Origin of the sequence: Acidovorax sp. JHL-3, from assembly GCF_000526295.1 — a bacterium.
GTDB classification, from domain to species: Bacteria; Pseudomonadota; Gammaproteobacteria; order Burkholderiales; family Burkholderiaceae_C; genus Acidovorax; species Acidovorax defluvii.
Genome location: NZ_JAFU01000001.1, coordinates 491,148 through 502,668, shown reverse-complemented (window position 1 = coordinate 502,668; position 11,521 = coordinate 491,148). Strand labels below are relative to the sequence as shown.

General features: G+C 67.7%; 8 protein-coding genes. 1 reads left to right on the top strand and 7 read right to left on the bottom strand.

Translation table 11 applies throughout. From position 1 onward, the window contains the following. Nucleotide 1: 1 nt before the first annotated feature. The 4 genes from rbbA to K226_RS0102250 form a co-directional block, all read right to left on the bottom strand. Nucleotides 2-2,779, bottom strand: coding sequence for a ribosome-associated ATPase/putative transporter RbbA (gene rbbA, locus K226_RS0102265; RefSeq protein WP_024813256.1), 2,778 nt, complete (start codon nt 2,777-2,779; stop codon nt 2-4). Between the two features lie 3 nt (nt 2,780-2,782). Then, a complete protein-coding gene (locus tag K226_RS0102260; RefSeq protein WP_024813255.1) occupies nt 2,783-3,856 on the bottom strand; it encodes an HlyD family secretion protein in 1,074 nt (357 codons plus the stop codon). Nucleotides 3,857-3,917: 61 nt separating this feature from the next. Then, nucleotides 3,918-5,357 (bottom strand): efflux transporter outer membrane subunit, encoded by a 1,440-nt coding sequence (locus tag K226_RS0102255; RefSeq protein WP_024813254.1) that lies wholly within the window; start codon nt 5,355-5,357, stop codon nt 3,918-3,920. Between the two features lie 2 nt (nt 5,358-5,359). Next, nucleotides 5,360-7,105, bottom strand: coding sequence for an alpha/beta fold hydrolase (locus K226_RS0102250; RefSeq protein WP_024813253.1), 1,746 nt, complete (start codon nt 7,103-7,105; stop codon nt 5,360-5,362). 151 nt (nt 7,106-7,256) lie between these two features. On the opposite strand from K226_RS0102250, the gene K226_RS0102245 reads away from it, so the two are divergent. Beyond that, nucleotides 7,257-7,952: a TetR/AcrR family transcriptional regulator gene (locus K226_RS0102245; RefSeq protein WP_024813252.1), complete on the top strand. Its 696-nt coding sequence runs from the start codon at nt 7,257-7,259 to the stop codon at nt 7,950-7,952. Here the strand turns inward: K226_RS0102245 and thiL are convergent. The 3 genes from thiL to K226_RS0102230 form a co-directional block, all read right to left on the bottom strand. Next, a complete protein-coding gene (thiL, locus tag K226_RS0102240) occupies nt 7,919-8,899 on the bottom strand; it encodes a thiamine-phosphate kinase (RefSeq protein ID WP_024813251.1) in 981 nt (326 codons plus the stop codon). The two genes, K226_RS0102245 and thiL, sit on opposite strands and share 34 nt — an antisense overlap. A 104-nt stretch (nt 8,900-9,003) precedes the next feature. Beyond that, nucleotides 9,004-10,125, bottom strand: a complete 1,122-nt coding sequence (locus K226_RS0102235) for a YbdK family carboxylate-amine ligase (RefSeq protein ID WP_024813250.1) — start codon at nt 10,123-10,125, stop codon at nt 9,004-9,006. After that, a complete protein-coding gene (locus K226_RS0102230; RefSeq protein ID WP_024813249.1) occupies nt 10,115-11,371 on the bottom strand; it encodes a cation:proton antiporter in 1,257 nt (418 codons plus the stop codon). The genes K226_RS0102235 and K226_RS0102230 overlap by 11 nt, the downstream gene beginning before the upstream one ends. Nucleotides 11,372-11,521: the final 150 nt, after the last annotated feature.

Below are 11,521 nucleotides of genomic sequence, written 5' to 3'. Positions count from 1 at the left end.
CTCAGGACTCCTGCTTTCGCAGCAGCAAGATGGCCGTGCCGACGATGACCGGCGCGGCGATCAGCAAGGGCCAGAACGAAGGCAGCAGGCTGCCCAGGTCCAGCGCCTTGCTGAAAACGCCCCGGCTGATGGTGAGGAAATGCGTGGCCGGAAAAATGCGCCCCACGAAGGCGCCCACGCCTTCGAGCGAGGACACCGGGTTGATCAGCCCCGCATACTGGATGGAAGGGATCAGCGTGCCGATCATGGTGACGAACATCGCCGAAATCTGGCTGCGGGTAAAGGTGGAGGCCAGCAGGCCAATGCCCGTGGACGACACCACGAACACCAGTGCCGCAAGCGCCAGCGTGGCAAAGCTGCCCTTGAGTGGCACATCGAACACCGTGACGGCCAGCGCGGTCATGAGCAGAAAGTTGAACATGGCCAGCGCGATGTAGGGCAGCTGCTTGCCCAGCAGAAATTCGGTGCGCGTAACGGGTGTGACATACAGGTTGATGATCGAGCCCAGCTCTTTTTCACGCACCACCGAGAGCGCCGTGAGCATGGCGGGTATCAGCATCAGCAGCAGCGGAATCACGGCCGGCACCATGGCGGGCAGGCTTCTGACATCGGGGTTGTAGCGAAAGCGGGTCTCGACCGAGCTGGCCGCCGCCAGCCGCACGCCCAGCCGTGGCTGCGCCAGGTCGGCCAGCCACATCTGGTGCATGGCGCCGACATAGCCGCGCACGGTTTCCGCGCGCATGGGCATGGCGCCATCCACCCAGGCGGCCACCTGCACCGACCGGCCATGCTGCAGGTCGCGCGCAAAGCCGGGCGGAATCTCGATGGCCAGCGCCAGTTCGCCGCTGCGCATGCGCTGGTCCAGCTCGGCGTGGCTGCCAAGCGGTGGCTTTTCGATGAAGTAGCGCGAGCCCGCGAGGTTGAGTGTGTAGTTCTGGCTCAGCAGGGTCTGGTCGTGGTCCAGCACCGCATAGCTGAGGTCTTCCACGTCCATACTGATGCCGTAGCCAATGATGAACATCAGCAGGGCGGTTCCGAGCAGCGCCAGCGTGGCGCGCACCGGGTCGCGCCGCAGCTCCAGCGTCTCGCGCCACATGTAGCTCAGGGCGCGCCCCAGGCTGAAGAAACTCCGGCTCGGCGGCGCGGCGGGGGGCTCGGCGTTCCGTGCGGGGGCAGCCTCGGTGGCGCCCGGCGTGGGGGCGGGCGCTGGCGTGCGTTCAGCGGGCACGGCCCGCCGGGTGCCCGAGGCGTCTTCCAGGTAGGCAATGAAGGCTTGCTCCAGCGAGCCCGCGCCGCGCTGCATGGCAATGTCTGCCGGCTTGGCACTGACCAGCACCTTGCCGGCGTGCATGAGCGAGATACGGTCGCAGCGCTCGGCCTCGTTCATGAAGTGCGTGGAGATGAAGATCGTGACCCGGTCGCGCCGCGACAGCTCGATCAGCAGGCGCCAGAAGTTGTCGCGCGCCACCGGGTCCACACCCGAGGTGGGCTCGTCCAGGATCAGCAGCTCGGGCTGGTGCACCATGGCCACCGCCAGCGACAGGCGCTGGCGCAGGCCCAGGGGCAGGGCATCGGGCAGGCTGTCAATCTCTTCCTGCAGGCCAAAGCGCTCGACCATGGCCTGCACGCGCCCTGGCACCTGGGCTTCGGGCACATGGAACAGGCGCGCGTGCAGCACCAGGTTTTGCCGCACGGTCTGCTCGCCATACAGCGAAAACGCCTGGGACATGTAGCCCACGCGGCGGCGGGTTTCGATGTCTTTGGGGTTCACTTTCTGGCCAAACAGCCAGGCATCGCCCTCGCTGGCGGGCAAGAGGCCGGTGAGCATTTTCATGGTGGTGGACTTGCCGCAACCGTTGGAGCCCAGAAACCCGAAGATCTCGCCGCGGCGGATGCGGAAATCCACATGGTCCACGGCCACGAAGTCGCCAAAGCGCATGGTCAGGCCCTGCGCCTCGATGGCCACCTCTGCGTCGTCGTCCAGCACCAGCGGTGTGATCTCCACGGGCTCGTGCCCGCGTTTTTTGGCCTCGGGCAGCAGCCCGATGAAGGCGGCCTCCAGGTTGCTGGTGCCGGTGCGTTCCAGCAGCTCGTGGGGCGCACCGGTGGCGAGCACCTGGCCGTCGTCCATGGCCACCAGCCAGTCAAAGCGCTGGGCCTCGTCCATGTAGGCCGTGGCCACCACCACGCTCATCTGCGGGCGCTCTTGCCGGATGCTGGCAATCAGATCCCAGAACTGGGCGCGCGCCAGCGGGTCCACGCCGGTGGTGGGCTCGTCCAGGATCAGCAGGTCGGGGTCGTGGATCAGCGCGCAGCACAGCCCCAGCTTTTGCTTCATGCCGCCCGAGAGCTTGCCCGCCGGGCGTGCCAGAAAGGGGTGCAGACCGGTGCTGTGCGTGAGGTGATCGATGCGCCGGCGCCGCTCGGCCGCGTTGTGGCCAAACAGGCGGGCGAAGAATTGCAGGTTTTCTTCCACCGACAGCGTGGGGTACAGGTTTTTCCCCAGGCCTTGCGGCATGTAGGCGATGCGCGGGCAGACCGCATCGCGGTGCTGTTTGCTGCGCATGTCGCCGCCCAGCACCTGCAGGCTGCCCTGCTGCAGCGCCCGCGCGCCGGACACCAGTGCCAGCAGGCTGGATTTGCCCACGCCATCGGGCCCGATGAGCCCGACCATGCGCTGGGCGGGCAGGTCGAGCTGTATGTCCGCCAGCGCCACGGTTTTGCCGTAGCGCAGGCCCACACCGGCCAGCTGAACCACGCTGGGGGACGTTGCTGCCACGCCTTACTCCGGCAGCTTCACGGCCAGATGGGCCGGCCAGGGGGCGTTTGCGTCGAGCTTGAGCCAGGCCATGCCGGGCAGGCCGGTCTTGACCAGTTGCACATGCTTTTGCAGCAATTCGGGGGCGATCTGCGCCTTGACGCGGAACATCATCTTTTGCCGCTCGCTGGCGGTTTCCACCGTCTTGGGGGTGAATTGCGCGGTGCTGGCCACAAAAGACACCCGGGCCGGAATCACCAGCTGCGGCGCCGCATCGAGCACGATGCGCACCTCGCTGCCCAATGCCAGCTGGCCTGCCACGGTTTCGGGCAGAAAGAAGGTCATATAGACATCGGACAGGTCCACCAGATTGAGCACCTTGCCGCCGCCGCCGATCACCTCGCCGGCCTGGGCGATGCGGTATTGCACGCGTCCGCTGCGGGGCGCCAGCAGTGCGCTGTCAGCGATGTCGGCCTGGATGCGCGCCACCGAGGCCAGCGCGGCCGTGACCGAGGCGCGCGCGCTGGTCACCTGGGTGCGTGCCGCGGTGATGGCCGCCTGCGCGGCATCGGCTTGGGCCTTGGCCGCCACCACGGCGGCCTGCAGGCTGCGTTCGCGGGCGCGGTCGTCGTCCAATTCCTGGTCCGACGAGGCGCCTTCGCGCACCAGGGTTTGCGAACGTGCCAGGCGCCGCTGCGCGGCCTCCAGCTCGCTTTGGCGCTGCGCCACCAGGGCCAGAACGGCCTGCCGGTCGCTTTGCCGCACGGCCACCTGGGCTTCGGCGGTGGCCACGGCGGCCACCGCCTGCTGGTGCCGCGCCTTGGCCTCATCGTGTGAGGCTTCCAGCGTGTCGATCTGCATGTGGGCCAGGGGCTGGCCGGCAGTGACGAAATCGCCTTCTTTCACCAGAATGCTTTGCACGCGGCCGCCCAGTTTGGCTGCCACGTCGACTTCGGTGGCTTCGATGCGGCCGTTGCCGCTGACGAAACCCTCGCCGGGGCCCTGGGGGCGCAGGGTGGACCAGGCATAGGTGCCCGCAGCCGTCACAGCGGCCAGGACGGCCAGAAGAATCAGCCGGTTTTTGAGGGTGGAGTTCATGGTGCTTGAAAAGGGGCTGGCTCAGGGAGCGGGGCGGGTTGCGGTGGGGGCAACGGCGGCGCTAGTGGCATTGGTGGCATCGGGGGGGCTCGGCCAGCGCGCCCCCGCCCAGCGCGGCATACAGGCTGACCTGGCTGGACAGCAGGGCGCGGCGCAACTGCACCACCTGCTGATCGGCCACCAGCAGGTCGCGCTGGGCATCCAGCACTTCCAGGAACGCAGCGGCGCCATGGTCATAACGCAACTGCGACAGGCGTGCGCGCTCGCTCTGCGCAGCGCGCGCATCCTGCGCAATGGCCAGCTGGCGGGCCAGGACCTGGCGCGCCACCAGCGCGTCGGACACATCACGGAAGGCGCCCTGCACGGTTTTTTCGTAGTTCGCCACGGCGATGTCGCGGCGCACCTCGGTCAGGTTCAGGTTGTTGCGCAGGCGCCCGCCGTTGAACAAGGGCACGGAAATGGTGGGCGAGAACGTCCAGGCCTGGCTGCCGCTGTCAAACAGGCCGCCCAGCTCGGCGCTGGCGGTGCCCAGCGAGCCTGTAAGCGCCACGCGAGGGAAAAACGCCGCACGCGCTGCGCCGATTTGCGCCTGGGCCGCCCGGAGCTGGTGCTCGGCGGCCATGATGTCCGGGCGCTGGGCCAGCAGGTCGGACGGCAGGCCCACGCGCAGTGGCGGCATCTGCAGGGTGTCCAGGCGCACGGTGGCAGGTGTTGGCCCCACCGGCGCACCCACCAGCAGCGCCAGGGCGTTGGCCTGCTGAGCGCGGGCCTGCTCCAGCTGGGCGCCCAGTGCCTCGGCCTGCGAGAGCAGCGTTTGCACCTGGGTAAGGTTCAACCGCGATGCGGACCCGACGTCCACGCGCCGCTGAAATATGCGCAGGCTTTCCTTGCGGCTGGCGATGGCCTGGTGCGCCAGCAGCAGGCGCTCCTCCAGCTCACGCAGCGCCAGTTCACTTTGGGCGACCTGTGCGATCAGACCCAGCGTGACGGCGCGCCGGGCCGCATCGCTGGCCAGGTAGTTTTGCAGGGCCGCGTCGTTCAGGCTGCGCACGCGCCCCCAGAAATCGATTTCCCAGCTGGCCAGGCCCACGCCAGCCTGGTACTGGCTGCCCAGCAAGGGCTGGCGCGTCAGGTTCAGGTCGGCCGGCACGCGCGAGCGGTCCATGCCGGCCTGGGCCCCCAGGGTGGGCAGCATGTCGGCGCGCTGGATGCCATAGGCGGCCCGCGCCTCCTGCACGCGCAGCGCGGTGGTGCGCAGATCGCGGTTGTTCTCCAGCGCCTGCGCAATCAGGGCCTGCAGGCGCGGGTCGGTGAAATAGTCGCGCCAGCCGGTGGTGGCGGCCGGCGTGCCGGTGTCCGTGCCCGGTGTGGCGTAGTGCGCGGGCACTGGCAAGGCGGGCGTCTCAAAAGGCGGTGCCATCGATGCGCAACCGGTGAGCACCAGCGTGGCGGCTGCCAGGGCGCAAGCAGCGCGGCGGGCCGTTGCAGGGGGCGTGGCCATGGCTATTTTTCCAGCACGTAGGTGCCGGGGGCATCACCCACGGGAGGGTAGGCGGTAGCGCCTGCGCGGGGCGGTTTGACCGGGGTGCCCGAGCGCGCCTTGAGCCATGCCAGCCAGGCGGGCCACCAGGAGTCGGGTGTGTCCGTGGCAGCGGCCAGCCACGCGTCGGGCGGCAGGTAGTTGCCGCCTGCCGGGCGGGTCAGCATCTGGAAATGCCGGCGCGGGTTGCCGGGCGGGCTGACGATGCCTGCGTTGTGGCCGCCACTGGTGAGCACGAAGGTGTTTTCGGCGGGGCTCAGCTGCTGCAGCTTGAAGACCGAGCGCCAGGGCGCCACGTGGTCGGTGACGGTGCCCACCATGAATGTGGGCAAGGTGATGTCGCCCAGCGTCACGGGCTTGCCGCCCACCGGGTAGCGGCCCTCGCTGAGGTCATCGTCGAGGAACAGCCGACGCAGGTACTGCGAGTGCATCTTGGCGGGCATGCGCGTGGTGTCGGCGTTCCAGGCCATCAGGTCGTTCATGGGGGCCCGCTCGCCCAGCAGGTATTCGTTGACCAGGCGCGACCACAGCAGGTCGTAGGAGCGCAGCATCTGGAACGCGCCGGCCATCTGGGCCCCCGTGAGGTAGCCGGTTTGGGCCATTTGCGCTTCCAGCAGGCTGATCTGGCTGTTGTCGATAAACAGGGCCAGTTCGCCTGGCTCGGTGAAGTCGGTCTGCGCCGCGAACATCGTCATGGAGGCCAGGCGCTCATCCCCGTCGCGCGCCATGGCGGCGGCCGCAATCGCCAGCAGCGTGCCACCCAGGCAGTAGCCGGCGGCGTGCACCTTGGCCTGGGGCACGATGGTGTTGATGGCGTTCAGTGCGGCGTGAAAACCCTGGTCCAGGTAATCATCCATGCCCAGGTCACGGTCCTCTGCGCCCGGGTTGATCCAGGAGATGCAAAACACCGTGTGCCCCTGGTCCACCAGGTACTTGATGAGCGAGTTGTGGGGCGACAAATCGAGGATGTAGTACTTCATGATCCACGCCGGCACGATCAGGATCGGCTCGGGGTGCACGGCTTTGGTGGTGGGCGTGTACTGGATCAGTTCCATCACGCGGTTCTTCAGCACCACCTTGCCGGGGGTGATGCCCACGTCGCGGCCGACCACAAAATTCTCTGCGCCAGCGGGCGGCATGCCAGCGGCATGGCGCCGGGCGTCGTCCAGCAGATGGAGCGCGCCACGCGCCAGGTTGGCGCCGCCTTGCGCCAGTGTGCGGTTCAGCACCACGGGATTGGTGGCCAGCTGGTTGCCGGGCGAGAACACATCGAGAAACTGTCGGGCCGCGAAGGCCACCATGTCTTCGTGGTGCTTGTCCACACCCCAGACACCATGCGTTGCGGCGGCCCACCATTGCTCGGTCAGCACAAACGACTGGTGCATGAGGTTGAACGGCCACTGCTGCCAGGCGGGGTCGGCAAAGCGCCGGTCCTGGGTGGGGGTGGCCACGGCATGGCGGGCCTTCTTGTCGGGGCCTGCCGCCATTCGCGCCAGGGCGTACGCCGCCATTTCCTGCCCCTGGCGCAGCGCCAGGTGCGCCAGGTCCATGCAGTGGCCCGGCGAGGCGGCCAGATGCAGGGCCCAGTCGCTGGCTGCCATCAGGGCAGAGGCGTGCGACAGCGACGCAACACTGCGCGCAATAGCCGCGTGCACGGTGGGGTCGAGCCGTTCGGCCATGGACAGGGTGGTGTTCGCAGGGGTTGGCATGAATGGAGTCCCAGATGAAAAGCGGGCCGATGGTGCCGTTGCACTTTACGCAGGCCAGACGATGAGTGACTTGAGATGTATCAATTTTATATGCTTACCGACCGGTCGGTAGATAATAATGCCGAGCATAGCCAGAACGCGAGACAAAACGATGACCCAGCAACTGCCACCCTCAGGCGCGGCCCCGGCCGTCGTGCCGCTGCGACAGCGCCTGCCCCCCGAGGTGCGTGTGCTGCAGATTCTGGACGCCGCGCTGGTCGAATTCTCCGAGCGGGGCTTTGCCGCAGCCCGGATGGACGACATCGCGCGCCGCTGCGGGCTCTCCAAAGGCGGCCTCTACGCCCATTTCGCGGGCAAGGAGGAAGTGTTCGAGGCACTGCTGACCCGCTCGCTCGCGCCACCCGACTTTGGACAAATGCCGGTGCTGGGCAACGGCATACGGCCGCTGGCGCAGTGGGTGGTGGACAAGCTCTATGACTCGCTGGGCCGCCCTGGCGCGGTGGCCACGCTGCGCCTGCTGGTGGCTGAAAGTGCGCGTGTGCCGCACCTCGTTGCCTTATGGAAGCGCAACGTGGTGCAGCCCCATCTGGCCTTGCTGGGCGTCATTCTGCGTGCCCACGCCGTGCAGGAGGGGTGGGTTCCCAGCGTGATCACGCAAGAGCCGTGGCTGGTGGTCTCGCCGGTGGTGCATGCCCTGCTGTCGCAGGTGGTGCTGGGCGATGCGGACCCGCATGAACTCGCGCATTACCGCCAGGGCCATGTCGCCCTGCTGTGCGAACTGCTGGACCCTGCATCCCGAATCCTGCCGCCGCTTCAGCCTGCGGCGAAGTGGTCGAACGATGCGTAGCGCTGCACCACGGGCTGGCCTTGCGCGTCCACCAGCCGCAGGCCGGGTTCGGCCTCGATGCGGCCGATGCGCGTGACGGGTGTGCTGCTGGCCAGTGACGCAGCGGCCACTGCGGCGCGCCGGGCCACCGGGGCGGTGAAAGCCAGTTCGTAGTCATCGCCCCCGGCCAGAGTGCACTGGTGGAGCAGTTCAGGGTCAAATTTGCCTCTAGCGCTTATAGGTAAAGCGCTAATAGCTATCAAATAAGTAGTAATTGAGGTATCGATGCAGGCACCTGTTCCCGAGGCGCGCAGGATGTGGCCCAGGTCGCCGAGCAGCCCGTCGCTCACATCCAGGGCACTGCTGGCCACGCCGCGCAGCGCCTGGCCCAGTGCCACGCGGGGTGTGGGTTGCTCCAGGCGCAGGCGGGCGGCGGCCAGCACATCGGCGGGCAGGGTGATGTGCCCTTGCAATGCCTCCAGCGCCAGCCGGGCATCGCCCAGCGTGCCGCTGACATAGATGTCGTCGCCAGGCCGCGCGCCGCTGCGCAGCAAGGCCTGGCCTGCGGGCACCTCCCCAAACACCGTGATGCAGATATTGAGCGGTCCTTGCGTGGTGTCGCCGCCCACCAGCTCGCAGCCGTGTCCGTCGGCCAGGGCCAGCAGCCCGCGCGAAAACGCTTCGAGCCAGGGCGCATCCACGCGGGGCAGTGCCAGGGCCAGCGTAAAGGCCAGCGGGCGCGCGCCGCAGGCCGCCAGGTCCGACAGGTTCACGGCCAGCGCCTTGTGCCCCAGGCGTTCGGGGTCCACGTCGGCAAAGAAGTGGCGGCCTTGCACCAGCATGTCGCTGGAGACGGCCAGCTGCATGCCCGGCGCGGGCGCCAGCAGCGCGCAGTCGTCGCCCACGCCCAGGGCGGCGCGGCGCACGGGCCGCGTGAAGTAGCGTGCAATCAGGTCGAATTCACCCATGGGGACGAATTGTGCGGTGTGTCGCGCATCCGGGCATCGGCGCGGTGGCGCAGGCTTGGCCGGTTACCCGCCGCCGCACCTTGTGCACAGTGGCATCGGGCGGGTCAGTTGGTGCCTCGAAAACGCAATGCGGCCTGGCGGCTGACTTCAGCCAGCAGCTGTTCTTCGCGCTGGCGCTCGCGCAGCCAGCGGGCGTCGTTCTGTCCGGCTTCGGTTTCTGTGCGCAGCATGTGCATGGCGTTGGATGCGCCTTGCATGGCCGCGTGCCCGGCGATCTGGTCCATGGTCATGCGGATATGGTCGCGCAGCGGCATGTGGTCGCCGGTGGCAGGGTCGACATACACGGCGTCCATGCCAAAACGGCAGGCCTGGAAGCGGTTGTAGGTGTAGACGAGGTAGTCGTCCTCTTGGGGCATGAAGGGTTGCGCGTTCAGGAACCACGCGCCGAGCGACTGCACGAAGCCAGCCAGCGCGGCGGCACGCTCGATGGTCAGTGGCGTGTCGAACACCCGGATCTCGATGGTGCCGAACTCGGGCTTGGGGCGGATGTCCCAGTAAAAGTCCTTCATGCTCTTGACCACGCCGGTGCGGGTCATCTTGTTGAAGTAGGTGGTGAAATCGTCCCAGGTCAGTGCAAATGGCGCGCGGCCCGACAGAGGAAACGCGAACACCGAGTTGAGCCGAGCCGAGTCGAACGCCGTGTCCTGCCCCTGCACGTAGGGGCTGGAGGCCGACAGCGCAATGAAATGCGGGATGTAGCGCGACATGCGGTGCAGCATCAGGAGCGCGGCGTCGGCATCGGGGCAGCCAATGTGTACATGCTGGCCAAAGATGGTGAACTGCTTGGAAAGGTAGCCATACAGCTGCGACAGCTCCTGAAAGCGTGGCTTGTCGTAGATGCGCCGCTCGTGCCACTGCTGGAACGGGTGCGTGCCGCCGCCCACCACGGCAATGTTGAGCTTGTCCGCGCTTTTGACCAGCGCGTCGCGGATGGGGCTGAGCTGCCCCAGCACCTCGCTGGCCGAATGGCAGATGCCGGTGGAGATTTCGATCATGCTGTTCGTCATCTCGGGCACCACGCTGCCAGGCAGCGGCACCTTGCTCATCAGGCGCAGCATGTCTTCGGCGTAGGGCGCCAGATCGTAGTCGTGGGTGTTGACCAGCTGCAGCTCCAGCTCCACGCCCAGCGTCAGCGGTTCGGAATGGGTAAAGGCTTCAAGACTCACTTCGGTCTCCATTGCCGCCGCGCGACAGCGGGGCCCAAGGTTTGGAACTCTCGCCCGCGCGGTAGATGGCTACCGTGGCGATCACGGCGCCCAGCACTTCCATGAGCAAGATGGCGGGCAGCGCCACGCGGGCAATCAGGTGGCCCGTGGAGGGGGATGCCACCACGAACTGCGAGGCGATCAGCAGTGCAATGGACGACATGGGCGTCATGGCGCAGCCCACCCACAGGGCCTGGCGCCAGCTGGCACCGCTGCCCACATTGCCCAGCCCTACGCCCACGGCCTTTGCGGCCAGTCGCACGGCGATCAGTGCCAGCACCACGCCGACCACGGGGCCGCTCCAGTCGGCCTGCGCCGCCACGGTGGACACCAGCACGAACATCAGCATGGTGAGCAGCGACGAGGCGTTGCCCAGCTGGCGCGGCCAGGCCCACGGGCGCGGGTTGAGCTGCTTGAGCAGCATGCCGCCCAGCAGGGCCGCCAGCGGCGCGGAGCCACCCATGTGCGCTGCCACGGCGGTGGCAGCGGCGATCAGGGCCAGCAGCAGCATCGAGGTGTTTTCGCTGGTCGGACTCATGAAGCGCAAGGCCATGCGCAGCGCCAGCGACAGCACAGCCGCCACGATGATCGACACGCCCAGCACCACCACCACGGGATACATGGTGTCCAGCAACGTGACGCTCTGGCGGTTGATCTGCTCGGCACGGGCGCTGCCCAGGGTGAGCGCATAGAGGGTGGACAGGGTGGCGAGCACAATGGCGCGCTCGGTGACGGGGCCGGCCGCGCGGGTGTCGGCCACCACGCGCGTCAGCACGGCGGGCGATGCGGCCAGCGCCACCAGGGCCAGCGGGCCAGCCACATGCGCGGGCATGTCCAGCCACACCAGCACCCAATAGACGGCAAAGTAGGTCAGTGCCGATTCGGCAATGCTCTGCACCAGCACCATGGGGTTGTGGCGAAACCAGCGCAGCGGAATGCGTCCGCCGCACTCGAACAGCACGATGGAGATGCCCAGCTCCAGCAGAAACAGCCCGATGCCCTGAAGCGGCCACACCGCCCCGCTGAAGCCTGCCAGACCGGCAGCGGTGCCCACCAGGGAGTAGCCCACCACTTTGGGCAGGCCTGTGTGGCGCTGGCACAGATAACCCGCGATAGCGGCCACCGCCAGCAACAGCGACCATTGCACCGTGGGCAACCCGGCCGAAGGGCGCAGCCACTGCGCCCAGAAGCTCAGGATTTCGTTCATTTCATGGGTCCTCTCCATCAGACGGGCAGCGCCCGGTGGGCGGGAAAGACAGGCCAGCGCCTGCTGGCGCCACGGTCCTTCCCGGCGGTTACCTGAATTTACATGCGCAAACGACAGTGCCCTGTAGGACAGCGGCGCCCGTGTTTGCGC

What these genes read in the sequence shown, in the direction of transcription:
- K226_RS0102260 (WP_024813255.1), bottom strand. Translation starts at nt 3,856, where the DNA reads ATGAACTCCACCCTCAAAAACCGGCTGATTCTTCTGGCCGTCCTGGCC.
- K226_RS0102255 (WP_024813254.1), bottom strand. Translation starts at nt 5,357, where the DNA reads ATGGCCACGCCCCCTGCAACGGCCCGCCGCGCTGCTTGCGCCCTGGCA.
- K226_RS0102250 (WP_024813253.1), bottom strand. Translation starts at nt 7,105, where the DNA reads ATGCCAACCCCTGCGAACACCACCCTGTCCATGGCCGAACGGCTCGAC.
- K226_RS0102245 (WP_024813252.1), top strand. Translation starts at nt 7,257, where the DNA reads ATGACCCAGCAACTGCCACCCTCAGGCGCGGCCCCGGCCGTCGTGCCG.
- thiL (WP_024813251.1), bottom strand. Translation starts at nt 8,899, where the DNA reads ATGGGTGAATTCGACCTGATTGCACGCTACTTCACGCGGCCCGTGCGC.
- K226_RS0102230 (WP_024813249.1), bottom strand. Translation starts at nt 11,371, where the DNA reads ATGAACGAAATCCTGAGCTTCTGGGCGCAGTGGCTGCGCCCTTCGGCC.